A 23,946-nucleotide genomic window follows, 5' to 3' on the forward strand; every position below is an offset into this window, starting at 1 on the left:
CGGCCATGGGTAGGAACGACGTCGATGTGGCCCGAACCGGGCGGGGATCCCCTCCGGTCCGGCTCGGGCCCGGCGTCGACGAGGAGTCTCTCCATGAGTCCTGCAGACAGGGCCGCCCCCTCCTCCGGGCGGCCCGCACAGTGGTACCGGTGGCTCACCCGCGTGATCGTTCCCGTGGCCCTCGCCGCCACCGCCGTATCGGCCGCCGCCTTCGTCCCTGCGCAGGCCGCGGGCAAGGAACGGCGGCCCGCGGCGGATCCGGCCGCCGTCCGTGAGTGGAACGCCATCGCCACGGACGTCATCGGCACCAACCTCGGCGCGACCCGGCCCTCCGGGCAGGCGGTCGTCTGGCACGGGTTCGTCTCGGTCGCCGTCTACAACGCGGTGGTCGGCATCGAGGGACGCTACGCGCCCTACAAATGGCACGCGCGCGGCCCCGCGGGCGCATCACCGGAGGCGGCGGCCGTCACCGCCGCGCACCACGTCCTGCTCTCCGACTTCCCCGCGTCCCGGGCCCTCCTCGACGCCGCGTACGCCGATTCCCTCGCCCGGATCCCCGACGGCACCGCCAAGCGGCAGGGCGTGGCCTTCGGGGCGCGCGCCGCCGACCGCGTGATCCAACTGCGCGCAGGCGACGGCCGGTTCGCGACCGTGGAGTTCACCGTCCCGCCCGCGCCCGGCGTATGGCGGCCCACCTCACCGGGGAACCTGCCCTTCATCGACACCTGGCTCGCCCGGCTGCGCCCGCTGGTGCTGACGTCACCCTCCCAGTTCCGGCCCGGGCCGCCGCCCGCCCTGACCTCGGCCCGCTACGCCCGGGACGTGAACGAGGTGAGGACCATGGGCGCGAGGACGGGATCGCCCCGTACCGCGCAGCAGACCGAGACCGCCCTGTTCTTCGGGGGCAACCTGGCCGTACAGCTCCAGTCCGCGTTCCGCGACCACAGCACGCGCCACCGTCTGGACATCGCCGACACGGCACGGCTGTTCGCCGCAGCGAACGCGGCGGCCACCGACGCCGTCGTCACCGCGTGGGACGCCAAGCTCCACTACGGCTCCTGGCGACCCGTCACCGCCGTCCAACTCGCCGACACCGACGGCAATCCGGCGACCGAGGCCGATCCGCAGTGGCAGCCGCTGCTCGTCACACCGCCACACCCCGACCACATCAGCGGGCACGCGGCGGTCGCCGGAGCGGTCGCCCAGACCCTGGCGGGGCTCTTCGGCACGACCCGCGTCGACCTCACCTTCCCCTCCGACGCCACGGGCACCACACGGCACTACGAAGATGCCGTGCGGTTCAACCAGGACATGATCGACGCCCGCGTCTGGGCCGGCATCCACACCCGTACCGCCGACACCGAAGGCTGCCTCGCGGGAGCCCGTGTCGCCCGCTGGACCCTCGCGCACTACTTCCGGCCACTCCATCGCCCGGCCCATGCCCCGCCGCCCGTCCCCCGAACGTGCCCTCCGGAAGCGATGAGTTGACGCCCCCGCACCATCACATGCCCACACCGAGCGCGGGAGCGTCCCGGACCTCGATCAGTCCCACCAGAACCTCCACATCTGCTTGCCCAGGAGTTCATGGGCCGCGAAGGTGCGCAGGGTGTCGTGCTCGCTCATCTGGGTGATGGTGTCCGGTGAGAACGCGAAGTGCTCCGCTGCGACGGCGAGGGCCTCGGCCATGGTGCTCGGCGGGATCGCCACCGAAAGGACCAGGCTGTCACGGTCGAGGGCGAGCATGCGTATGCCGAAGCGGTCCTCCCACGACCGCAGCACGGTGCACATGCCCTCGACGTCGTCCGACCACTCGTCCGGCAGCCCGCGCACGTCCGCGAGGGCGGGCAGGTCCGTGCTGGGGCACCCCCGCTCCAGCACGCCCCAGTCGCCGTCCGCGGTCTCCTCGTCCTCCTCGTCCGCCCATTGAGCAAGGATCTCGGCGGCCAGCCGGTCGGGATCGGCCCGGAAGCCGGCCGGGGGCGCCGCGGCCCCCGGCCACCGGGGGCCGAAGGGAGCGACCAGCGCCTCGAACGTGTCCGGTTCACCGAAGACTTCGACCACCACGTCGCGTCCGGGGTAGTCGCGTCCCGCCTCCGCGATTGCCTCCTGCGCGTACCCTTCCCACCGCTCACCGAGGATCCGGTCCACCGTACGGTAAGCGCTCATCGTCTCCCCCGTTCCTCCGGCCATCGCACCCCGCGGACGCGCCGGCGACCTTCCTGGTCCGAAGCGACGGCACGTACACAGTCTGCGCCGAGGGTCTGACACTCCTGGTGCCGCTGGTGCCGCGGCAGTGGCTCAGCGCGCGTCAGGGTGGCTTTGGCCGTGGGCAGTTCGGCCGAAAGTCGGTACGCCACGGGACGCGTGGCCCTCCGGGACACCACGGTGTCCGGTCACACCCATGGCAAGCGGCGACAGCGACAGCTGCGGGGAACAGACGTCTGCGCATGGGCATGGCGTACCTCCCGGGCAAGGGCACGAACACCAGGCCCTCAGGGAGTGCCGTCCGGCTCCGGATGGCAGATTTCGCACGGCGTGACGTCCGGCATGCCGAGCGCCACTTCGAACTCCTGCCGGTTCAGCCGGCCGCCCCCGGGGACGCGGCAGTCGTCGCGGTGGAGAATGCCCCGGCCCGCGCCGCCCCGTGGATCAGGCACGCTCTGGAGCCGCCAGGCGCGGGCAGGGGTACGGGCGCCGCTCCTGCCCCCCGCTCGCCGCGCAGTGCCCTCCCCGGCCTCGGGCCTCTCCCCCGCCCCTACGGGGGAAACGGACTCCGCCTCCTGGATCTTGGCGTCGACTACGGCGATCTGCATCTGCAGATAGAGGCGTATCACCCGCAGGCGTTGCGGATCCGGAGGAAGCTCGTACACATGTTCGAGTGTAATTGGCAGATGCACCGCCGACCAGCATGCGCGGGCCACCGCACCCTGCGACCGCCGTCACGCCGGGCCCTCTACGGCCCAGGTCAGCAAAGGTGGCGGCCGCACACGACGCCGCCCCGTACGCGGGCGCGCGTACGGGGCGGGGCACAGCACAGGGGCGGTGAGGCCCGACGGGGATCAGCCCGAGCCGACGAAGACGACGAGCAGCAACCACACCACGGGGGCGGTCGGCAGCAGCGAGTCGAGGCGGTCCATGATGCCGCCGTGGCCGGGCAGCAGCTTGCCCATGTCCTTGATACCGAGGTCCCGCTTGATCATGGACTCGCCCAGGTCGCCGAGGGTGGCGCTGGCCGCCACGGCGAGCCCCAGCAGCAGTCCCTGCCACCACTGCCCGTCGTCGATCAGGAACTGCAGGGACAGGGCGCCCGCGACCATCGCGAAGGTGATCGCGCCGATCAGGCCCTCGCGGGTCTTGCCGGGGCTGATGCGGGGGGCGAGCTTGTGCGTGCCGAAGCGCCAGCCGACGGCGTAGGCACCGGTGTCGCTGATCACCGTGAGGAGCAGGAAGACGAAAACCCGCCACGGGCCGTCGTGCGCGGCGAGCATCATGACCACGAAGGTGGCCAGGAACGGCACGTAGAACGCGGCGAAGACGCCCGCCGTGACGTCACGGAGGTAGTTCTCCGGGGGCTCCGTCATCCGCCACACCAGGACGGCGAGCGCGGTGAGCGCCATCGCCACCCAGGCGCCCTCCGCGCCGCGCACGTAGCCCGCGACGACCATGGCGGCGCCGCCGACGGCGAGCGGCACCAAGGGCGCGCGAATCTCCTTGCGCTCGGCCAGACGCGAGGTGAGCTCCCACAGGCCCACCACGACCGCCGCGGCGACGACGCCCACGAAGACGGCCTTGACGATGAAGAGCGAGGCGATGATGACGACGCCGAGGCCGACGCCGACCCCTATCGCGGCGCGCAGGTTGCGCCCCGCGCTCTTCTTCGCCCGGCCGCCGTTCCCGCCCGCCGCCGAGGGCTGCGGTGCGGAACGGTCGGGCCGGGCGGAGTGCCGCTCCGGTTCGGGGGCGTCGTCACGGAACAAGGGGCCGCCCATCCGGGTGCCTGATTCGTCCCCGCCTCCCCAGGAACCGGCGTGTGGCGAGGGCCCCCAAGAAGAGTCGTTCACGGAGTTCAGCCTCGCGTTTTCGTCCGGTCCGGGTCGGTCGGATGGATGGTCGGGTGGATGGGTGGCCCAGCCGCGGACGGGCCGGGCCGTGGAGCGGGTCCGGCAGCGCGCCGGATCAGACCTCCAGCAGCTCGGATTCCTTGTGCTTGAGCAGCTCGTCGACCTGCGCCACGTACTTGTGGGTCGTGTCGTCGAGCTCCTTCTCCGCGCGGCGCACCTCGTCCTCGCCCGTCTCGCCGTCCTTGACGAGCTTGTCGAGGGTCTCCTTGGCCTTGCGGCGCACGCTGCGGATCGAGATCCGGGCGTCCTCCGCCTTGCCGCGGGCGACCTTGATGTACTCCTTGCGCCGCTCCTCGGTGAGCTGCGGGAAGACCACCCGGATGATACGGCCGTCGTTGGTCGGGTTGACACCCAGGTCCGAATCCCGGATCGCCTGCTCGATGTTGCGCAGCGCCGAGTTGTCGAACGGGGTGATCACGGCCATCCGCGCCTCGGGCACCGCGAAGGAGGCGAGCTGGTTGATCGGGGTCGGGGCGCCGTAGTAGTCCGCCACGATCTTGTTGAACATCGCCGGGTGGGCGCGGCCGGTGCGGATCGCGGCGAAGTCCTCCTTGGCGACGACGACGGCCTTCTCCATCTTCTCCTCGGCTTCGAGGAGGGTCTCTTCAATCACCATGTGCTCCTGGTATTCAGAAGGCAGAGCCTCGGCCCTTGCGCGCGTCTTTCCTGCACGGTGTCCGACCGGCAGCGTCTTGTCCATCCCCGTTCCGGGCGGATCGCCGGCCGGGTTGCGGCCGGCGGCGTCCGTCAGCGGGCGCCCGTGTCGTTGACGAGCGTGCCGATCTTCTCACCCTTCACGGCCCGCGCGATGTTGCCCTCCGCGAGCAGCTCGAAGACGAGGATCGGGAGCTTGTTGTCCTGGCACAGCGTGATCGCCGTCAGGTCCGCGACGCGCAGGTCGCGGGCGATGACGTCGGCGTACTCCAGGGCGTCGAACATCACCGCGTCGGGGTTCGAGCGGGGGTCGGAGTCGTAGACCCCGTCGACCCCGTTCTTGCCCATCAGCAGCGCCTCGGCGTGGATCTCCAGGGCACGCTGCGCGGCGGTGGTGTCGGTGGAGAAGTACGGCATGCCCATACCGGCGCCGAAGATCACCACGCGGCCCTTCTCCAGGTGGCGCACGGCGCGCAGCGGGATGTAGGGCTCGGCGACCTGGCCCATGGTGATCGCCGTCTGCACCCGCGACTGGATGCCCTCCTTCTCCAGGAAGTCCTGGAGGGCGAGGCAGTTCATGACCGTGCCGAGCATGCCCATGTAGTCGGAACGGGCACGGTCCATGCCCCGCTGCTGGAGCTGGGCGCCGCGGAAGAAGTTGCCGCCGCCGATGACGACGGCGATCTCGTAGCCGTCGCGGACGACCGCGGCGATCTCGCGGGCCATCGTGTGCACGACGTCGGGGTCGACTCCGAGCCCCCCTCCGCCGGCGAAGGCCTCGCCGGAGAGCTTGAGCAGGTACCGGCCCTTGTGCGCGCTGCCGGTGGCGGTGGGTGCCTTGTCGGCGTCCTGTTCCATTGGAGATCTCCTCGTGCACGTACGAAGAAGGCCATTGCCGAGGGTCCGTGATGGTTCCCTGTGGGCAATGGCCTCCTCGTCACAACTGCGGCCCGCCGGTGAGCGGCCGGCTGCGTACGACCCTAGCGGGGCCGTCGGTCAAACGCTTGCGCGGCTGGTCGCTCAGACGCCGACGCGGAAGCGGGCGAAGCGCTTCAGCGAGACGCCGGCCTCGTCGAGCACCTTCTGGACGGTCTTCTTGTTGTCCTTGGCGAAGGCCTGCTCGAGGACGACGTTCTCCTTGAAGAAGCCGTTGACGCGACCCTCGACGATCTTCGTCAGGGCGGCCTCGGGCTTGCCCTCCTCGCGGGCGGTGGCCTCGGCGACGCGACGCTCGTTCTCGACGGTCTCGGCCGGCACCTCCTCGCGGGACAGGAAGGTCGGGGCGAAGGCGGCGATGTGCTGCGCGACGTCCTTGGCGACCTGCGCGTTCTCCTTGTCCAGCTCGACCAGGACGCCGACCTGCGGGGGCAGGTCCGGGCTGGTGCGGTGCAGGTAGGAGGCGACGTAGCCGTCGGTGAACTGCGCGAAGCGGTCCAGGACGATCTTCTCGCCGAGGGTGGCGTTGGCCTCGTCGACGAAGGCCTGGACGGTCTGGCCGTCCTTGATCTCGGAGGCGAGCAGCGTCTCCAGGTCGGCCGGCTTGCTGGCGGCGACGTGGGCGGCGATCGCGTCGGCGGCGGCGATGAACTTGTCGCCCTTGGCGACGAAGTCGGTCTCGCACTTGAGCTCGACGAGGACGCCCTCGCTGTTGTCACCGGCGATCAGGGACACGACGGCGCCGTTGGAGGCGGAGCGGCCCTCGCGCTTGGTGACGCCCTTCTGGCCCTTGACGCGGAGGATCTCGACGGCCTTGTCCAGGTCGCCCTCGGCCTCCTCGAGCGCCTTCTTGCAGTCCATCATGCCCGCGGCGGTCAGCTCGCGGAGCTTCTTGACGTCGGCGGCGGTGAAGTTCGCCATGGTCTGTCAGTCTCTTCTCGGAAGTCGGTGAATCCGGTGAGCGGTGGTTCTACGGACGAACGGCGGGGGCCGGAGCCCCCGCCGTCCTCACACGCATCGGAAGGCGGGCTGAGGCTCAGGCCTGCTCGGCGTCGGCGGCGGGCGCCTCGGCGGTCTCAGCGGCGGCCTCGGCCGGAGCGGCCTCAGTCGTCTCCGCGGCGGCCGTCTCCGCAGCAGCCTCGGCCGGAGCAGCCTCCGCCGGAGCGGCCTCGGCGGCCGGCGCCTCGGCGGCGGTCTCATCGGCCTTCGCCTTGTCACCCTCGAGCAGCTCGCGCTCCCAGGCGGCCAGCGGTTCGCCCTCGGCCTTGTCACCGGCGGTGGCGGCACCGGAGCGGGCGATGAGGCCCTCGGCGACGGCGTCGGCGATCACACGGGTCAGCAGGGTGACGGAGCGGATCGCGTCGTCGTTGCCCGGGATCTTGTAGTCGACCTCGTCGGGGTCGCAGTTGGTGTCGAGGATCGCGACGACCGGGATGCGCAGCTTGCGCGCCTCGCCGACGGCGATGTGCTCCTTCTTGGTGTCCACGATCCAGACGGCGCTCGGCACCTTCTGCATCTCGCGGATACCGCCGAGGGTCTTCTCCAGCTTCTCCTTCTCACGGGAGAGGACCAGGAGCTCCTTCTTGGTGAGGCCGGAGGCGGCCACGTCCTCGAAGTCGATCTCCTCGAGCTCCTTCAGGCGCTGCAGGCGCTTGTAGACGGTCGAGAAGTTGGTGAGCATGCCGCCCAGCCAGCGCTGGTTGACGTAGGGCATGCCGACACGGGTCGCCTGCTCGGCGATGGCCTCCTGGGCCTGCTTCTTCGTACCGACGAAGAGGATGGTGCCGCCGTGCGCGACGGTCTCCTTGACGAACTCGTAGGCGCGGTCGATGTACGACAGCGACTGGAGCAGGTCGATGATGTAGATGCCGTTGCGCTCGGTGAAGATGAAGCGCTTCATCTTCGGGTTCCAGCGGCGGGTCTGGTGCCCGAAGTGGACGCCGCTTTCCAGCAGCTCCCGCATCGTGACGACGGCCATGGCCGTACTCCTAGGGGTACTCGGTTTTCGCGGCCGCCGGACGGAGGCCACGCCTGACGCCCCGAACGCGCCGTGCCACGAGGGACCGAGGAGCGCGTCCACCGCTCGCTGTAGGGCGGTGGCGGGGCGTGCGAAGTCGACCCGGTGACCCGGATCGCCATGGAAAGTGTACGGGACCGCCGGAGCGGCGGGCGACATCGTGCCTGGGGGCAGGGGCCGTCCGGGGTTGTCCACAGGCCGGTTCCATGATCGTCCCGTTGGTGCGGGAGGCGTCATCGTTGGCCCATGAGGACTTACGTGGTGGTGGTGTTGGCGGTGCTGGCGTGGCTCGGGGGGCTCGTGCATCCGGTGGGGGCCGTGGTCCGGGTGCCGGCGGTCCCGGCCGGCGGGGACGCGGACCGGGCCTGGCCAGTGGCACCGGGCGACGGTGGGCGGCGGCCGGTCGTGGAGCGGGGGTTCGACCCGCCCGCCGTGCCGTGGGCGGCTGGCCACCGCGGGGTGGACCTGCGCGCGGGACCGGGCGCACCGGTGCGTGCGGCGGCGCCCGGGCGGGTGTCGTACGCCGGGCAGGTGGCGGGGCGCGCGGTGGTGGCGATCGAGCTCGCCGGTGGCTTGCGCATCACGTACCAGCCGGTGCGGGCCTCGGTCGTGGTGGGCGACGCGGTGGACGCGGGGCAGGTGGTGGGGGCGCTCGGGGACGGCCCGTGGCACTGCCCCGGCGGCTGTCTGCACTGGGGGCTGCTGCGCGGGGACGTCTACCTCGACCCGCTGTCGCTGCTGCCGGAGTCGATGCTGCGCGGCGGGCCGTCGCGACTGCTGCCGGTGTTCGGGGTGCCCTTGCCGGAGGCCGCGGACGGGACGGACCTGCGGCCGGTGGCGTTGCTCAGCCCAGTACGCCGCGCAGGGCCATGGTGACGGCCGCGTCGCCGATGGTGTCCGGCTCCTCGGCGGCGCCGAGCTCGATCCGGCGGACGGCGGAGTCGACGACGCCCTGGAGCAGCATCGCGGTGAGCCTCGGCTCGTCGTGGCCGAGCCCGGCGAGGGCTTCCACGACCATGGCGACCAGACCGCCGTGCGCGGCGCGGATCTTCTCGCGGGCGCCGGCGTCCAGTTCGCCCGCGGAGATCGCGACCACGGCCCGGTGCCGGCGGTCGCCGACGAGGGCGAGCTGACTGCGGACGTAGGCCTCGATCTTGGCTTCGGCGGTGGGTGCGGCCGCCATGGCCGCCTCGACCTCGGCCGCCCAGACGGGGAAGTCGACGGCGCACAGCTCCTCGACGACGGCGGCCCGGGAGCGGAAGTACTCGTAGACGGAGGACCGGGCCAGCCCGGTGCGCTCCGCCAGGGCGGGGAAGGTCAGAGCCTCCGTCCCGCCCTCGGAGAGCAGACTGCGCGCGGCGTCCAGCAGGGCGTCGCGCTGCATCGACCGGTGCTCGGCCACCGAGGCCGCTCGAATCTTGGGCACCTCACCACTGTACGGAAGTGGTGCGGCCGCCGGGCGCACGCGTCGGCAAAGCGGCGTCAACGGCCGACGTCGGCCAGTTTCGCGCGCAATTGCAGAACGGATTTGGTGTGGATCTGGCTGACCCTGCTCTCGGTGACGCCGAGCACCTGGCCGATCTCGGCGAGGGTGAGCCCTTCGTAGTAGTAGAGGGTGACCACGGTCTTCTCACGCTCGGGCAACGTGTTGACGGCGCGGGCCAGCAGCCGGCGCAGCTCGCGGTCCTCGGCGACCTCGACGGGGTTGTCGGCGCCGGTGTCCTCCAGGGTGTCGACCAGGGTGAGCCGGTCGCCGCCCTCGGTGCCCCCGTGGAGCAGGTCCTCGAGGGCGACGACGTTGGCCAGGGAGAGCTGGCTGAAGACCCCGTGCAGCTCCTCCAGGGCGATGCCCATCTCGGCGGCGACCTCCGACTCGCTCGGGGTGCGCCGCAGGGAGGCCTCGAGCGTGGCGTAGGCGCGTTCGACGGCGCGGGCCTTCTGGCGCACCGAGCGCGGGATCCAGTCCAGGGCGCGCAACTCGTCGATCATGGCACCGCGGATCCGGGTGATCGCGTACGTCTCGAACTTGATCGCGCGCTCCGGGTCAAACTTCTCGATGGCGTCGATGAGCCCGAAGACCCCGGAGGAGACGAAGTCCGCCTGTTCCACGTTCGCGGGCAGGCCGACGCTCACGCGCCCCGCCACGTACTTCACCAGGGGCGAGTAGTGCAGGATCAGCTGCTCGCGCAGACGCGCGTCCCCCGTGGCCTTGTAGGTCCGCCACAGCGCGTCGAGCGAGGTGGGGGCGGGCGGCCGGGGGTTTCCGGTGACGGCGGTCGCCGCCGTGCTGCCTTCGTGCCCGGGAGTGTGCCGGTGCATGCGTCGATCTGAGCCGTTCTGCGTTGACCTGAGGGACGGGCGGGACTCGAACCTCCTTGAGCGTAGCGTGACCATACCGTCGCTCAGGGCGACGTCGGGGCGTCCCCATAACCTCGCCATCCAGGGGGTCCCAGGTCAAGAACCGTCCTGTCACCTGATGGTGTGTTCACCGGGAGAGCGTGTCGGCTTGGCGTCATCCCTCCGTCGGGGGAGCGGTCTCACGGACGCGCGCCAACTTCCATCGAGGGCCTTCCCGTTCGACGAAACCGAGGGCGTGCAGCTCATGCAGCCTGGTGAGGGTGTCGTCGGGGGTGCTGCCCGCGGCCACCGCGAGCTCCGCGCAGCCGGTCGCACCCCTGGCGGGCAGGGCCTCCAGCACGCGGGCGGCCGCGGGCGGCAGCAGATCCCGCGGCAGGACCGGTCCGCGGCGCTCGGGCGCGAGGTCCTCGCCGATGCGGCCGACGAGTTCGATGACGTCTGCGGCGCCGGTGACCAGGACGCCGTCGACGCGCAGGAGCTCGTGCACACCGTGGGACAGCGCGGAGGTGCAGGGGCCCGGCACGCCCATGACGAAGCGCCCCAGCTTGCGGGCCCGGCGGGCGGTGATCAGGGAGCCGCTGCGGTACTGGGCCTCGATGACGACGGTGCCCCGGGTGAGGGCGGCGATCACACGGTTGCGCAGCACGAAGCGGCTCCGGGTGGGGTGCGATCCGGGCGGCAATTCACCGACGAGCAGGCCCTGTTCGGCGATGCGTCCGATCAACTCGGCATGACCCGGCGGATACGGCACGTCCACCCCGGAGGCGACGACCCCGACGGTCGCGCCCGTCGCGGACAGCGCTCCACGGTGCGCGGCGCCGTCGATGCCGTAGGCGGCCCCGGAGACGGTGACCCAGCCGGCCTCCGCGAGGTCGGCCCCGAGGGTCGCCGCCATGTGGGAGCCGTACTCGGTGCACGCGCGGGCGCCCACGACGGCGACCGACCGCTGTGCCCACATCCGCAGCGAGGCGCCGCCGCGCACCCAGAGCCCGTACGGGCGTTCGCCGCCCAGGTCGTCGAGCTGCCGCGGCCAGTCCTGGTCACCGGGGCAGACGAAGCGGGTGCCCGTGGCGCCGGCCGCCGCCAGCTCACGCTCAGGCTTCGCCCGGCGGGCCCGCAGGGCGTACCCGGCCGTCCGCTGCTCCCCGGCCCCGGGCAGCGCCTCACCGGCGGTGAGCGCCCGTACGGTCTCGAGGGGGCCGAACTCCTGGAGCCAACTGCCGACGAGCCCGTCGCCGGGGTCGGCGATCCGGGTCAGGGCGGCCCGGGCCAGGCGCTCATCCGGTGTCGGGGACGGCTCCTCCTCCGGTTCCGGCACGACGTCCCCGTCCGCGCCGAGCGGCATCTGCGTCATCGGACGTCCCCCGTCGCCGTCGCCATGGCGCGGCGCACACCCGTGCGCAGCTCCAGGGCGCGTTCCATGTCGATGCCGGCCGGCTGGTCGCGTCCGGCGAGGTCGGCGACCGTCCAGGCCACGCGCAGCACCCGGTCGAGCCCCCGCGCGGTGAGCAGTCCGCGCTCCATGTCCCGTTCGGCGGAGCGCAGGGCCCCGGGCGCGAGGGCCCAGCGGGTGCGCAGCTCGTGGCCCGGGACCTGGCTGTTGAGCCGCCACGGGGTGCCCGCGTACCGGGCGGCGGCGCGCTCGCGGGCCTCCCGCACCCGCGCGGCGACCACCGCGGTGGTCTCGGCGGTGCCGGCGCCGCCGATCAGCTCGGAGCGGCCGACGGCCTCCACCTCCACCCGCAGGTCGACCCGGTCCAGCAGCGGCCCGGACAGCCGCCCCTGGTAGCGGCGGATCATGTTCGGCGTGCAGTCGCACAAGCCGCCGGGAGCGCCGTACCGTCCGCAGGGGCAGGGGTTGGCGGCGAGGACGAGCAGGAACCGCGCGGGCAGGCGGACGACCCCGGCGGCCCTGGCGATCACCACGTGCCCTGACTCCAGGGGCTGGCGCAGTGCGTCGAGGGCCTGACCGTTGAATTCCGGCGCCTCGTCCAGGAAGAGCACTCCTTTGTGGGAGAGCGAGACGGCCCCCGGCCGCGGCAGCCCGTTCCCGCCGCCGACGAGGGACTGCATGGTCGCCGAGTGGTGCGGGGCGCAGTACGGCGGCTGGTCCACCATGTGCCGGTCCGCCGGCAGGATCCCGGCGACCGAGTGCACGGCGGTGACCTCCACCGCCTCCTGACGGGTGAGCGGCGGCAGCAGCCCCGGCAGCCGCTCGGCGAGCATCGTCTTGCCCGCCCCGGGCGGCCCCTTGAGGTAGATGTGGTGGCCGCCCGCGGCCGCGACCTCCAGGGCGGTCCTGGCGGTGCCCTGGCCCGCGACCTCGGCGAGATCCGGGGCGCCGGCGTCGGCGAGGCCGGTGCCGTGGCCGGCGCCGGGCAGGGTGAGGCCGGCCAGCATCGGGTCGGGCCGCCCGTCCGTGGGCTCTTCTTCCTCCTCCGGGGCGAGTTCGTCGTTGAGCAGTGCGATCAGCTGCCTCAGGCTGCGGACCCCGAGCACCGAGACCCCCGGCACGAGCGAGGCCTCGGCGACCGTGCGCTCGGGCACCACCACGTGGCGGTACCCCGCGTCGGCGGCGGCCAGCACCGCGGGCAGCACCCCGCGGACCGGGCGGACGCGGCCGTCGAGGCCGAGCTCGCCGATCATCATCAGGTCGGCGATGTCGCGCGGGGCGACGCGGTCGTTCGCGGCGAGGACCGCGCACGCCACCGCCAGGTCGAACCCGCTGCCGCCCTTGGGGACGGAGGCCGGGCTGAGGCCGACCGTGAGCTTCTTCTGCGGCCAGGTCTCACCGCTGTTCACGATCGCGGCGCGGACCCGGTCGCGGCTCTCGCTGAGGCTCTTGTCCGGCAACCCCACCAGCGTGAACGCCGGCACCCCCGCCTCCAGGTCCGCCTGGACCTCGACGACGACGCCCTCCACGCCCAGCAGCGCCACCGAGCACGTGCGCGCGAAGCCCATCACTGCACCCCCCGCACGTGCTCGACGCGTGCGGCACCCCGGGCCGGCAGGACCACGCCCACGACGTCGATCCGCACCCCTCCCGGGGGCGGTCCGCCGTGGTCGGCCAGCCAGCACTCGGCCAGCCGCCGCAGCCGCTCGGCCTTGCGCGCGGTGACCGCGGCCATCGGGTGCTCACCGCAGTTCTCGGCGCGCGACTTCACCTCGCACACGACGAGCGCGTCGCCGTCCGCCGCCAGGATGTCGATCTCTCCGTGGCGTTCGCGGTGCCGGCACCGCCAGTTCCGCTCCAGCACGATCATCCCGGCCTCGGTCAGGGACCGTGCCGCCAGCTTCTCGCCGTAGCGTCCGAAAGCTCCTCGAGCGTTCATCCGTACCACCTCCGTCACTCACTGTGAGGGAGATGGCGCCCGAGAGATGATCTTGACCGGAGCCTGTGGACAACTCCCGCCCTCCGCCGGACCCCCGACGGATCGCCGCGCGCCCCCGCGGCCCCGGCGGCCTCAGCCGTTGAAGCCGGAGTCGTCCGAGGGCAGGTCGAGGTCGGCCTTGTTCAGCTCCTCAATGTTCACGTCCTTGAACGTCAGCACGCGCACCTGCTTCACGAAGCGGGCCGGCCGGTACATGTCCCACACCCACGCGTCAGCCATGGAGACCTCGAAGAACACCTCGCCCTGGACCGAGTGCACCTGCATCTCGTAGTCGTTGGTGAGGTAGAAACGACGCTCCGTCTCGATCACGTACTTGAACAGGCCGACGACATCCCGGTACTCCCTGTAGAGCTTCAGCTCCATCTCGGTCTCGTACTTCTCGAGGTCCTCGGCGCTCATGGCATGTTCCCCTTCAGCCGTACGTCCCCCCATTGTGCGTCAGTCACGCTCCGTCCCCAGGTGAATCGGGGACAATGGGGGACCTTCGTCGAGCAGCGTGCGCAGCAGCCCGGCGAGCCTGGTCGGGTACACCGTCTCATGCGAGGCGAGCAGTTCCTCGCAGGTCCACCACCGCAGGCCGTGCACGCTGCGCCGTTCCAGTTCGGTGAGGCCGCCCGTGTGCACCCGGAGGTCGTCGGTGCGGGCCAGGTAGTACCACTCGTCCTGCTCCCAGTCCCGGCCGTCGAAGGCGAAGGCGCACGAGCGCTCCCACAGCACCGGCCCCAGCCGGGCCGTGGTGATCCCGGTCTCCTCGGCCAGCTCGCGGCGCGCCGCGGCCTCCAGGCTCTCGCCCTCCTCGACGCCGCCGCCCGGGGTGAACCACCAGGTGACGGACGGGTCGTCCGGCTCGTACCCGTGCAGCAGCAGGATCCGGTCGGAGGGGTCGAGCAGGATGACCCGGGCGGCACGCCGTCGCATGGTCATCGCGCCGCCTTCCGCCGCCGGGTCCGGTCCGCGACGGGGCCGTAGGCCGCGCCCGCGAAGATCAGGACCACGCCGGCCGCGATCGCCACACCCACCGTACGCAGCGGGCCGGGATCCGAGGGACCGTCGCCCGGCAGGGCGGCGAAGGCACCGGTCCGCTCCAGCATGCCCGCGCGGCCGAACGGCCAGACGACGCCGTCGACCCGCGCGGACACCGTGCTGCGCGGCACGGAGCCGTTGTCGGAGTCGCCGAGGCGCAGGCGGGAGTCCTCGGACGTGGCGCGGTTGTCGCCCATCATGAAGAGGTTGCCCCGGGGCACGGTGGCCGAGAAGGGGGTCGGTGAGGCCGGACCGTCGGTGTCCAGGCGGTACGGCTCGTCGACCGGCTTGCCGCCGACCGTGAGCCGCCCCTGCTTGTCGCAGCAGGCCACCTCGTCACCGCCGACCGCCACGACCCGCTTCACCATGGGGACGTCGCCCCAGAGCGGATCGGTGAAGACCACGACGTCCCCGCGCCGCACCTCGGATCCGTCGATCCGCTGGGCGAGGATCTTGTCGCCCGCGTCCACGGTCGGGGTCATCGATCCGGTGGGGACGGTGTACGGCCGGTAGACCAGCGCTCCCCAGACGAAACCGCCGAGGAAGAGGACGCAGCCGAGGGCGACGGCCAGACCGGAGACTATTCGTCCGGTCCGTCCGCCGCCCCGTCCGCCCGCTCGCCCCGTCGCCGTGCGCGTGCCCGTGCCTGTGCTCGTGCTCATGCGTCCGCACCCTACCCGGGGGTACGGACCGGGGGCAGCCCTGTCACCCGGCCCGGTTGATCAGACGGCGCCGCCGCCACATGACCAGCGGGACCGCGCCGGCCAGTCCGCCCGCGGCCGGCAGACCGGCGGCGGCCGCGCTGATGCCGGGCTGGTCGAAGGTGCTGGGCACGGGAAGGGTGGACCAGTTGCTGATCGGCCAGGCCACGACGACCGCGCGTCCGACGACCTCGTCCACCGAGACCGTGCCGTTGCCCGGGAGGTTCTGGTGGTAACGGGAGTCCAGGGAGTCCTGACGGTGGTCGCCCATCACCCAGATGCGGCCCTGCGGGACCTTGATCGGACCGAACGGGCGGTCACCGCACGGCGTGTTCCCGGGGTAGATGTACGGCTCGTCCAGCGCCTTGCCGTTCACCTTGACGGGGCCCGTGCCCTTGCACTCCACCGTGTCGCCGCCGACCGCGATGACCCGCTTGATCAGGTCCTTCTCCTCCGCGGACGGCATGAGGCCGACGAAGCTCAGACCCTTCTGGATCGCGCCCGTCACCGGGTTGGTGTCCACCGGGACGGTCTCGCCGAGCCAGCCGCCCGGGTCGTGGAAGACCACGACCTCGCCGCGCTCGGGCTCGGAGCCGAACCAGGGCGTGAGCTTGTCGACCAGGACGCGGTCGCCGATCCTCAGGGTGTTCTCCATCGACGCCGACGGGATGGAGAACGCCTGCAGCAGGAAGGTCTTGATCAGCCACGCCAGCGCGAGGGCGATGATGATCAGCAGCGGGAGTTCCTTCCAGAACGAGCGCTGCTGCTTCTTCTCCCCGCCGCCGTCACGGCCGTCCGTTTCGCCCGCCTCTTCGGAGGTCCCCGCGCCTTCGGAGGTCTCCGCGCCCGCGTCCGGGCCCTTCTTTCCGAGCTGCGCCTCGCCGTCGCCAGCCGAGCCGCCCGACGTGGGGTCCCGATCCTCCGGCTCTTCGCGTCCGGACCTTGCGCCGACCACCAGGTCCCCCACATCCACTCCTTACTCGTGCTGCGCGCTGCCGCCCGCGCCATGTGCGGCGCAGACCCACCAATCCCATAACGAGCGGAAGTTCCGCAGGAGTCGGGAGCGGGGTCATTCCTTGCCGATTGTTGGATGTTGCCACTCCCGGGCCGGCCCTCGCGGCAGACGCGCCCGAGCCCCCGGGGGCGGCGACGCCGGAGTACGTCGCCGGTTCCTTCAGTCCCGCCCAGTGGCCCATCGGCCAGGCCACGGCGAAGGCCCTGCCGACCACCATGTTCTCGGGCACGGTGCCGTTGCCGGCGTCCTTGAGGTGGAAGCGCGAGTCCGCGGAGTTGGAGCGGTGGTCGCCCATCACGAAGAGCCGGTTCGCGGGCACGTGGACCGTGAACTTGATCTCCGACGGCGGGTTCCCCGGGTGGATGTAGGGCTCGTCCAGCGGGGTCCCGTTGACGGTGATCCTGCCCTGGGCGTCACAGCACTTCACCGTGTCGCCGCCGACCGCGACCACGCGCTTGATCAGGTCCTGCTCGTCCGCGGACGGCAGCAGCCCGATGAAGGTGAAGAACTCCTTGACCTGCTTGACGACCACCGGGTCCTCGCCGGACTGGGCCTGTTCGCCCTCCAGCCAGTTGCCGGGGTCCTTGAAGACCACCACGTCACCGCGCTGCGGACGCGAGCCGAACCACGGCGTGAGCTTGTCGACGACCACGCGGTCGCCGATCCTGATCGTCTGCTCCATCGAACCCGACGGGATGACGAAGGCCTGCAGCAAGAAGGTCTTGAGCACCAGCGCGATCAGCAGCGCGACCCCGATGAGCAGGGGTATCTCCTTGGCGGCGGAACGCCGGCGCCTGCGCTTGACCTTCCGCGCCAGCTTGCGCCGCTCGGCCCGGCCACCACCCCTGCGCGGACCCGCCGGCTCCTCGCCCAGGTACTCGGCACGGCTCGGCTGACCGGGCTGCGCCCGGCCGCGGCTACCCATGGGCGCCGTCCAGGGACCGACGGCGGCCCAGCGGCCATATGGTCGCCTCCGCCCGGCCGATCACCTCGTCCACCGGAACCGTGCCCCCTCCGGGGTCGCCGAGGTGGTCGCGGGAATCCCGGCTGTCGGCACGGTGGTCACCCATCACCCACAGCCTCCCCTCCGGCACCTCGATGTCGAACGCTACCCGGGACGGCGTGTCCCCGGGATAAAGATAGGTCTCGTCCAGCGGCCGCCCGTTGACGGTGATCCTGCCGTTGTCGTCGCAACAGGTCACCCGGTCCCCGCCGACACCGACGACCCGCTTGACGAAGTCGGTCCCCCCGGAGCCCTGCACGAACGACCCCTTGCCGTCGAAGACCACGATGTCACCCCTGGCGGGCGTGCTGCCGAAACGGTACGCCAGTTTGTTGACCAGCACGCGGTCCCCGGACCGCAGGGTGTTCTCCATCGACCCGCTGGGGATCTCGAAGGGCTGCGCCACGAACACGTTGACCAGCGCCACCACGGCGGCGGCCGCGACGACCAGGAGCGCGTACCGCTGTGTACGTACGCCGAAGCGCGACCGCTCATCCCGCTGTTCGGCGGGATCCGCGCGGTCGCGCTCCGGAAGGTGTACCTCTGTGTCCATCAGGCGCAGAGCCTATAGGGCCCCGCATGTGCCGGCCGGACTCAGTTGTCGCGCTTCTCCTTGATCTTCGCGGCCTTGCCGCGCAGCTCACGGAGGTAGTACAGCTTGGCGCGACGCACGTCACCGCGGGTCACGAGCTCGATCTTCTCGAAGATCGGGCTGTGCACCGGGAAGGTGCGCTCGACGCCGACGCTGAAGGAGACCTTGCGGACCGTGAAGGTCTCACGGACGCCGGCGCCCTGGCGACGGATGACAACGCCCTTGAACTGCTGGATACGGGAGCGGTTGCCCTCGATCACGCGGACGTGGACGTTGACGGTGTCACCCGGGCGGAAGGCCGGGACGTCGCTGCGCAGCGACGCGGCGTCGACGGAGTCGAGCAGGTGGGACATGTTCGTCTGCTTTCTTCGCCCATGCCACAGGTCATCGGCGGATCGTGGTGGTGATACGAGTGCCGCGACGTCGGACGGTCGTCATGTCCCCCTGTGGCAGGGGCGCACGCCGGACGCACAGCGGCAGCCGCCTATTCTTCCACGGACTCCGGCACGCGCCCAAATCGCCCGTCCTCGCCGACGACCCAGCCGAGCGCGGCGAGCATGGAGCGGTCCTTCTTGTCGAGGGTCGCCGGGTCGCAGCGCTCGATCAGGTCGGGGCGATTCTCCGAGGTACGGCGGAAGGCCTCGTCGCGACGCCAGCGGGCGACCTTGCCGTGGTGGCCGCTGAGCAGCACCTCCGGCACCCCGCGGTCGCGCCAGACCGGGGGTTTGGTGAAGACCGGGCCCTCCAGCAGGTCGGCCATGGCACCGGGGGCGAAGGAGTCGTCGCGGTGGGACTCGGCGTTGCCGAGCACGCCCGGCAGCAGCCGGGCGACCGCCTCGACCATCACCAGGACCGGGGCCTCGCCGCCGGCCAGCACGTAGTCGCCGATGGAGACCTCGCGGACGTCGAACCGGTCGCCGTACTCCTCGATGACCCGGCGGTCGATGCCCTCGTAGCGGGCCGGGGTGAAGACCAGCCAGGGCTTCCCGGACAGCTCGACCGCGAGCTCCTGCGTGAAGGGACGGCCGCTCGGGGTGGGGACGACCAGCACGGGCGCGCCCTCGCCCGATTCCAGGACCGCGTCCAGCGCCTCGCCCCACGGCTCGGGCTTCATGACCATGCCGGGCCCGCCGCCGTACGGGGTGTCGTCGACCGTGTTGTGCCGGTCGTGGGTCCACTCGCGCAGGTCGTGGACGCGTACGTCCAGTTGGCCGCGCGTGCGGGCCTTGCCGACCAGGGAGACGTTCAGCGGCTCCAGGTACTCGGGGAAGATCGTGACGACGTCGATGCGCATGGTCCTACCGCTCCGCCTCGGCCCCGGTCTCGCCGTCCGCCTCGTCGTCGATCTCGTCCTCGTCCTCGATCTCGTCCAGCAGGCCGGGCGGGGGGTCGACGACCGCGCGCTGCTGCTCCAGGTCGATCTCGGGGACGATCTCGGCGACGAACGGCACCATGACCTCGCTGCCGTCCGGCCGTTCGACGACCAGCAGGTCGTGGAAGGGCAGGTGGGAGATCTCCTTGATCCGGCCGACCGGGGTCCCGTCGGTGGTGACCACGTCGAGGTCGACCAGCTGGTGGTCGTAGAACTCCTCGGGGTCCTCGGGCGTCTCGTCAGGGTCGACGTCGGCGATGAGCAGGACGTTGCGCAGCGCCTCGGCGCCGTTGCGGTCCTTGACGCCCGCGAAGCGCAGCATCAGACGGCCGCTGTGCACCCGGCCGGTCTCGACGGTGAGCGGGCCGGCCGAGGCCGGGTCCGTGACGAGCACGGCGCCCGGGGCGAGCCGCAGTTCCGGCTCGTCGGTGCGCACCTCCACCGAGACCTCGCCCTTGATGCCATGGGCGCGGCCGATGCGTCCCACTACCAGCTGCACTTGTTCGCGCTCCTGTGCTCACGTGTCGGATAAGACCACGGGCCGGGGGCGGCCCAAGAGCCACCCCCGGCCCGTGCCGGTGCTGCGTACCTCAGCGGACGTTGTCCACGTCGACGAGGTCGACGCGGACACCCCGTCCGCCGATCGCTCCCACGACGGTGCGCAGGGCGCGGGCGGTGCGGCCGTTACGGCCGATCACCTTGCCGAGGTCGTCGGGGTGCACCCGGACCTCGAGGACCTTCCCGCGACGCAGGGTGCGCGCGGCGACCTGCACCTCGTCGGGATTGTCGACGATGCCCTTGACCAGGTGCTCGAGGGCCTCCTCGAGCACGATCAGGCCTCGGTCGACTCGGCCGCCTCGGCGGCCTCGTCCTTCTTGTCGGACTTCTTGGCCTTCTGGGTGATGGCCTCACCCTTGGGCTCGTCACCGGCGTCCTTGGCGGCGGCCTCGAAGAGGGCGCGCTTGTCGGCCTTGGGCTCGGCGACCAGGAGCGGGGCCGGAGCCGGCTCGCCCTTGTACTTCTGCCAGTCGCCGGTCTTCTTCAGGATGGCGAGCACGGGCTCGGTCGGCTGCGCGCCGACACCCAGCCAGTACGCGACGCGATCGGCGTTGACCTCGATGCGCGACGGGTTCTGCACGGGGTGGTACAGACCGATCTCCTCGATGGCCCGGCCGTCACGGCGGGTACGGGAGTCGGCGACGACGATGCGGTAGTGAGGCGAACGGATCTTGCCCAGACGCTTCAGCTTGATCTTGACTGCCACGGGAGTGGGTTCTCCTGGTGTTGACGTGGTTGGGCAGGCCGGACCGCCACGTGGGGTTGTGGAGCCGGTTTGCCCGACGGACGCGTCAGCCGAAGGAGAGAGGGGTCCTGCACGGCTGCCGAGTGCTCAGCTGACCATTGTGCCATACGGCGGGCATGCCGCCGTACGCCGGCGGCCCCACCGGCGCTGCCCCCGTGACGAGCCGCCCCCCGTGCCGCGGCGGGCGCTCACGCGACCGCCGCGGCCTCCGGGATCCGGAACGGCGTACCGCACGCCCCGCAGACGATCGGCGCCTGCGCGAGCACGGACGGCACGACCCGGACGTTGCGTCCGCAGTCGCAGACCGCCTTCACCCGTACGCCTCCGCCCGAGGACCCGTGCCGGGCGGCAGGCCCGCGGAAACTGCGGGCGGTATCGGCGGCGGTCGCCGCGGTGTGCGCTCTGAGGGCGCGCTGCAGCCGGTCGATCGTCGCCCGGTAGCGCTTCTTGGTGTCCGGGCGCAGCTGGACCAGGGAGAAGCCGCTGCTGGGGTGCGGCTCCTCGGAGTGGTCCAGGCCGAGCTCGTCGGCGATGGCCAGGAATCGACGGTTGTGGTAGCGGCCCGCCCGCGAGGTGTCCCGGACGCCGCGTGCGGCGGCGACTCCGTGGACGGCCTCGTGCAGCAGGCGCTCGAAGGAGAGCTCCGTGCCGCACGCGGACGAGGACTCTCCGATCAGGGACTCGGGGGCGGCCAGGTCGGGCAGTTCGGGATGGTGCCGTTGAATGTCGGCCCATGCGACTGCCAGCTCGGCGGCGAGGACTGGTGGTGTCGTGCTCACGTCGTGACAACGAGCCGGGGGCGCCCTGTGTTCCGATACCGGGCCATCCCAAATATTTTGCACGTACTAGTCAGTTCCGGATGATGCGTACGGCTGAGGGCGGGTGCGGAGGACAGTGGAGAAGTCACGCACCCGCCTCAAGCATGGACGTACTGCCGATTACGTACGTCGCTTTTCAGTCAGTTGACGGTCAGTATGCCCGCGCGACGATCGCGACGGTACCCGGCGCGTCGTCCGCTTCCGGAACACCGCCGTCCTCGGTGAGGAGGCAGCGCACGGACACGCCCTGCTCGGCCAGCTTGGCCTCGCCCTCCGGGCCCAGGTCCGCCCATGGGATGCGGCCCCAGCCGGTGGCCGCGGCCTCGGCGGCCTCGGCGATCGTCCTGACGTCCACGGTGCGGGACTCGCGGCGCTCGCGGGACTGGCGCAGCAGCGTGGCCTGGTCCTCCTCCAGCACCTTGGGCAGCAGCGCGGCCAGCTCGTCGATCGCCACCGGCTCCTTGCCGCCGGGGACGCGGCGGGCGAGCATCGCGGTGCCGTTCTCCAGGTCGCGCGGGCCGACCTCCACCCGGACGGGCACGCCCTTGAGCTCCCAGTCCACGGCGCGCCGGCCGAACGGGGTGTCGGTGCGCACGTCGACCTGGACGCGCACGCCCGCGGCCTTGAGCCGGTCGCCGATCTCGCGGACCTTGGCGACGACCTCGTCGTCGCCCTTGATCGCCAGGACGACGGCCTGCACCGGTGCGAGCCGCGGCGGCACGCGCAGTCCGTTGTCGTCGCCGTGGGACATGATCAGGCCGCCGACCATGCGGGTCGACACGCCCCAGGAGGTCTGCCAGACCAGCTCCTGCTGCCCCTCCTTCGAGAGGTAGGAGGTGTTGAAGGCCTTGGCGAAGTTGGTGCCCAGCTCGTGGCTGGTGCCCAGCTGCAGGGCCTTGCCGTCGCCCATCATGCCCTCGAGGGTGAGGGTGTTGACGGCGCCGGCGAAGCGCTCGCGGGCGGTCTTGCGGCCGAGGACGACGTCGATGCCCAGGACGTCGGTCATGAAGTCGCCGTACACGTCGCGGTGGATCATCGCGGCGTACTCGCGGGCGTCCTCGTAGGTGGCGTGCGCGGTGTGCCCCTCCTGCCACAGGAACTCACTCGTACGGAGGAAGAGCCGCGAGCGCATCTCCCAACGGACCACGTTGGCCCACTGGTTGATGAGCAGGGGCAGGTCGCGGTAGCTCTGCACCCACTTGGAGAAGTACTCGTTGATGATCGTCTCGGAGGTGGGCCGGACGACGACCGGCTCCTCCAGCTCCTTGCCGCCGCCGTGGGTGACCACGGCGAGCTCCGGCGCGAAGCCCTCGACGTGCTCGGCCTCCCGGGTCAGGTAGGACTGCGGGATGAAGAGCGGGAAGTACGCGTTCTGGGCGCCCGCCTCCTTGATCCGCGCGTCCATCTCCTGCTGCATCCGCTCCCACAGCGAGTACCCGTACGGCCGGATGACCATGGTGCCGCGCACCGGGCCGTTGTCGGCCAGCTCGGCCTTGTTGATCAGGTCCTGGTACCAGCGCGGGAAGTCGTCCGCCTGGGGTGTGAGTACGGGAGCCTTTGCCATGCCGCAGATGGTACGGGGACAGCGGCACCGGACGTGAATCGGCGTGGTCGGGAATCGGCCCAATCCTCACCTTCAAACCTCTGGACTACGGCCCGGAAGGGGAGTTGTCTGGCTCCGGGGGCATGCGCGGCGTGACGGAGGACATGCGCGGCGTAACCGGGGGGCGTACGAGGAAGGCTTTCGGCGAGACGGCGACGCGGCTGATTGGGGCGCTCGATGACACCTACGCTCGCACGGCACCCACAAACACACCGGACCGACGGCAGGGCGCGTGACTGGGCGGAGATCCAGGAGCGGATGCTCGTACCGCTCTACGAGGCGGTGCACGAGCGGTTGGAGGTCGGCCCCCGCACCCGGCTGCTCGGCGTGGGGTGCGGATCGGGACTCGCGCTGCTGATGGCCTCGGCCCGCGGCGCGGCCGTCACCGGGTGCGACCCGGACGAGCGGCGGCTGGCACTGGCCCGGCAGCGGCTGCTGCCCGAGCCGCAGTGGGGCGCGCCGGTACGGTCACGCGGGCGCACCCGGCTCGTGCCGGGCGGCCCGGAGGAGGTCACGCTGCCGGACGGGGCACCGTTCACCTTGGTCACCGCCCTCGACCCGGGGACGGCACCGGCGACGCTGGTCCCGGCGCTGCGGGCCGCGGCGGGCCTGGCCGAGCGGGGCACCCCGGTCGTGCTGGCGGGCTGGGGACCGCCCGAGCGCTGCGCCACCGGGCGGGTGCTGCGGGTCGCGTCCCGGCTGGCCGAGCCGCGCGGCACCGCGCTCGAGGCCGCGGTCCGGCTCAGCGGCCGGGACGACCTGGAGGACCTGGCGCGGGACGCGGGACTGCGCCCGGACGGCTCGGGGCGGGTGTCCTGCCCGTTCGGCTACCCCGACATGGACAGCGCGGTGCGCGGCCTGGTGTCGACCGGGCTCTTCGACGCCGCCGTGGCCGCCACCGACGAGGACCAGGTGCGCAAGGAACTGCGCGAGGCGCTGCACGCGTACCGGCGCGCGGACGGCACGGTGCGGATGGAGAACGTCTTCCGCTACCTGGTGGCCCGGGTGTAGCCCGGATGCCCCCGCGCGACGGCGGCC

General features: G+C 71.8%; 27 protein-coding genes and 1 pseudogene. 3 read left to right on the plus strand and 25 right to left on the minus strand.

Annotated features, from left to right (window positions below; all coding sequences use genetic code 11):
- The first annotated feature begins 93 nt into the window (after positions 1-93).
- Positions 94-1,488 (plus strand): vanadium-dependent haloperoxidase, encoded by a 1,395-nt coding sequence (locus tag ACZ7MY_RS15450; protein WP_499602158.1) that lies wholly within the window; start codon positions 94-96, stop codon positions 1,486-1,488.
- 54 nt (positions 1,489-1,542) lie between these two features.
- Here ACZ7MY_RS15450 and ACZ7MY_RS15455 read toward each other — a convergent pair whose 3' ends face one another.
- The 7 genes from ACZ7MY_RS15455 to rpsB form a co-directional block, all read right to left on the minus strand.
- Entirely contained in the window at positions 1,543-2,166 is a 624-nt protein-coding gene (locus ACZ7MY_RS15455) for a DUF4253 domain-containing protein (protein WP_499602159.1), read from the minus strand.
- A gap of 326 nt (positions 2,167-2,492) precedes the next feature.
- A complete protein-coding gene (locus tag ACZ7MY_RS15460) occupies positions 2,493-2,870 on the minus strand; it encodes a DUF6233 domain-containing protein (protein ID WP_499602161.1) in 378 nt (125 codons plus the stop codon).
- Between the two features lie 189 nt (positions 2,871-3,059).
- Positions 3,060-4,061: a phosphatidate cytidylyltransferase gene (locus tag ACZ7MY_RS15465; protein ID WP_499602162.1), complete on the minus strand. Its 1,002-nt coding sequence runs from the start codon at positions 4,059-4,061 to the stop codon at positions 3,060-3,062.
- A 115-nt stretch (positions 4,062-4,176) separates the two neighbouring features.
- The gene (gene frr, locus ACZ7MY_RS15470) at positions 4,177-4,734 is read right to left on the minus strand and encodes a ribosome recycling factor (RefSeq protein WP_319159891.1); all 558 of its coding nucleotides are present in this window, start codon (positions 4,732-4,734) and stop codon (positions 4,177-4,179) included.
- A 134-nt stretch (positions 4,735-4,868) separates the two neighbouring features.
- Positions 4,869-5,633: a UMP kinase gene (gene pyrH / locus ACZ7MY_RS15475; protein ID WP_499602163.1), complete on the minus strand. Its 765-nt coding sequence runs from the start codon at positions 5,631-5,633 to the stop codon at positions 4,869-4,871.
- Positions 5,634-5,795: 162 nt separating this feature from the next.
- The gene (tsf, locus tag ACZ7MY_RS15480) at positions 5,796-6,632 is read right to left on the minus strand and encodes a translation elongation factor Ts (RefSeq protein ID WP_499602164.1); all 837 of its coding nucleotides are present in this window, start codon (positions 6,630-6,632) and stop codon (positions 5,796-5,798) included.
- 115 nt (positions 6,633-6,747) lie between these two features.
- Positions 6,748-7,689: a 30S ribosomal protein S2 gene (gene rpsB / locus ACZ7MY_RS15485; RefSeq protein WP_499602166.1), complete on the minus strand. Its 942-nt coding sequence runs from the start codon at positions 7,687-7,689 to the stop codon at positions 6,748-6,750.
- A 285-nt stretch (positions 7,690-7,974) separates the two neighbouring features.
- Here rpsB and ACZ7MY_RS15490 point away from each other — a divergent pair, with 285 nt between their 5' ends.
- Positions 7,975-8,604: a murein hydrolase activator EnvC family protein gene (locus tag ACZ7MY_RS15490; RefSeq protein WP_499602167.1), complete on the plus strand. Its 630-nt coding sequence runs from the start codon at positions 7,975-7,977 to the stop codon at positions 8,602-8,604.
- Here the strand turns inward: ACZ7MY_RS15490 and ACZ7MY_RS15495 are convergent.
- The 18 genes and pseudogenes from ACZ7MY_RS15495 to proS all read right to left on the minus strand — a co-directional run bounded on the left by ACZ7MY_RS15495 (position 8,573) and on the right by proS (position 22,869).
- Positions 8,573-9,130: a TetR/AcrR family transcriptional regulator gene (locus tag ACZ7MY_RS15495; protein ID WP_499602735.1), complete on the minus strand. Its 558-nt coding sequence runs from the start codon at positions 9,128-9,130 to the stop codon at positions 8,573-8,575. The genes ACZ7MY_RS15490 and ACZ7MY_RS15495 overlap by 32 nt on opposite strands.
- Positions 9,131-9,210: 80 nt before the next feature.
- Positions 9,211-10,047 (minus strand): RNA polymerase sigma factor WhiG, encoded by an 837-nt coding sequence (gene whiG / locus ACZ7MY_RS15500; protein ID WP_499602169.1) that lies wholly within the window; start codon positions 10,045-10,047, stop codon positions 9,211-9,213.
- A 193-nt stretch (positions 10,048-10,240) separates the two neighbouring features.
- Positions 10,241-11,440 carry a DNA-processing protein DprA gene (gene dprA, locus ACZ7MY_RS15505; RefSeq protein ID WP_499602170.1) on the minus strand — a complete coding sequence of 400 codons (1,200 nt, stop codon included), beginning with the start codon at positions 11,438-11,440 and terminating at the stop codon, positions 10,241-10,243.
- The gene (locus ACZ7MY_RS15510; RefSeq protein ID WP_499602171.1) at positions 11,437-13,047 is read right to left on the minus strand and encodes a YifB family Mg chelatase-like AAA ATPase; all 1,611 of its coding nucleotides are present in this window, start codon (positions 13,045-13,047) and stop codon (positions 11,437-11,439) included. Before ACZ7MY_RS15510 ends, dprA begins: the two co-directional genes overlap by 4 nt.
- Positions 13,047-13,418, minus strand: coding sequence for a YraN family protein (locus ACZ7MY_RS15515; RefSeq protein ID WP_499602173.1), 372 nt, complete (start codon positions 13,416-13,418; stop codon positions 13,047-13,049). The genes ACZ7MY_RS15510 and ACZ7MY_RS15515 overlap by 1 nt, the downstream gene beginning before the upstream one ends.
- A 132-nt stretch (positions 13,419-13,550) precedes the next feature.
- Positions 13,551-13,877 carry a DUF2469 domain-containing protein gene (locus tag ACZ7MY_RS15520; protein ID WP_018562949.1) on the minus strand — a complete coding sequence of 109 codons (327 nt, stop codon included), beginning with the start codon at positions 13,875-13,877 and terminating at the stop codon, positions 13,551-13,553.
- A gap of 39 nt (positions 13,878-13,916) precedes the next feature.
- A complete protein-coding gene (locus tag ACZ7MY_RS15525) occupies positions 13,917-14,396 on the minus strand; it encodes an NUDIX hydrolase (protein ID WP_499602737.1) in 480 nt (159 codons plus the stop codon).
- Positions 14,397-14,398: 2 nt separating this feature from the next.
- Positions 14,399-15,163: a signal peptidase I gene (gene lepB / locus ACZ7MY_RS15530; protein ID WP_499602174.1), complete on the minus strand. Its 765-nt coding sequence runs from the start codon at positions 15,161-15,163 to the stop codon at positions 14,399-14,401.
- A 43-nt stretch (positions 15,164-15,206) separates the two neighbouring features.
- Complete coding sequence (lepB, locus tag ACZ7MY_RS15535; RefSeq protein WP_499602739.1) at positions 15,207-16,160, minus strand: signal peptidase I; 954 nt, start codon at positions 16,158-16,160, stop codon at positions 15,207-15,209.
- 295 nt (positions 16,161-16,455) lie between these two features.
- Positions 16,456-17,142: pseudogene (lepB, locus tag ACZ7MY_RS15540) on the minus strand (signal peptidase I); the annotation flags it as partial.
- Positions 17,135-17,773: a signal peptidase I gene (gene lepB, locus ACZ7MY_RS15545; protein WP_499602175.1), complete on the minus strand. Its 639-nt coding sequence runs from the start codon at positions 17,771-17,773 to the stop codon at positions 17,135-17,137. The pseudogene lepB (ACZ7MY_RS15540) and the gene lepB (ACZ7MY_RS15545), both read right to left, overlap by 8 nt.
- A gap of 41 nt (positions 17,774-17,814) precedes the next feature.
- Positions 17,815-18,165, minus strand: a complete 351-nt coding sequence (gene rplS / locus ACZ7MY_RS15550; RefSeq protein ID WP_105869103.1) for a 50S ribosomal protein L19 — start codon at positions 18,163-18,165, stop codon at positions 17,815-17,817.
- A gap of 131 nt (positions 18,166-18,296) precedes the next feature.
- On the minus strand, positions 18,297-19,106 hold the full coding sequence (gene trmD / locus ACZ7MY_RS15555) for a tRNA (guanosine(37)-N1)-methyltransferase TrmD (protein WP_499602176.1): 810 nt from the start codon (positions 19,104-19,106) through the stop codon (positions 18,297-18,299).
- Positions 19,107-19,110: 4 nt separating this feature from the next.
- Positions 19,111-19,683, minus strand: a complete 573-nt coding sequence (rimM, locus tag ACZ7MY_RS15560; protein ID WP_499602178.1) for a ribosome maturation factor RimM — start codon at positions 19,681-19,683, stop codon at positions 19,111-19,113.
- A 91-nt stretch (positions 19,684-19,774) separates the two neighbouring features.
- Positions 19,775-20,014, minus strand: coding sequence for an RNA-binding protein (locus tag ACZ7MY_RS15565; protein ID WP_018562958.1), 240 nt, complete (start codon positions 20,012-20,014; stop codon positions 19,775-19,777).
- Between the two features lie 2 nt (positions 20,015-20,016).
- Positions 20,017-20,448 (minus strand): 30S ribosomal protein S16, encoded by a 432-nt coding sequence (rpsP, locus tag ACZ7MY_RS15570; RefSeq protein WP_326572235.1) that lies wholly within the window; start codon positions 20,446-20,448, stop codon positions 20,017-20,019.
- 227 nt (positions 20,449-20,675) lie between these two features.
- Positions 20,676-21,266 carry a hypothetical protein gene (locus ACZ7MY_RS15575; protein ID WP_319140678.1) on the minus strand — a complete coding sequence of 197 codons (591 nt, stop codon included), beginning with the start codon at positions 21,264-21,266 and terminating at the stop codon, positions 20,676-20,678.
- A gap of 190 nt (positions 21,267-21,456) precedes the next feature.
- Positions 21,457-22,869: a proline--tRNA ligase gene (gene proS, locus ACZ7MY_RS15580; RefSeq protein ID WP_499602179.1), complete on the minus strand. Its 1,413-nt coding sequence runs from the start codon at positions 22,867-22,869 to the stop codon at positions 21,457-21,459.
- A 216-nt stretch (positions 22,870-23,085) separates the two neighbouring features.
- Here proS and ACZ7MY_RS15585 point away from each other — a divergent pair, with 216 nt between their 5' ends.
- Complete coding sequence (locus ACZ7MY_RS15585; protein WP_499602180.1) at positions 23,086-23,919, plus strand: class I SAM-dependent methyltransferase; 834 nt, start codon at positions 23,086-23,088, stop codon at positions 23,917-23,919.
- The last annotated feature ends 27 nt before the right edge of the window (positions 23,920-23,946 follow it).

It is taken from the genome of Streptomyces sp. NPDC111520 (genome assembly GCF_055635295.1).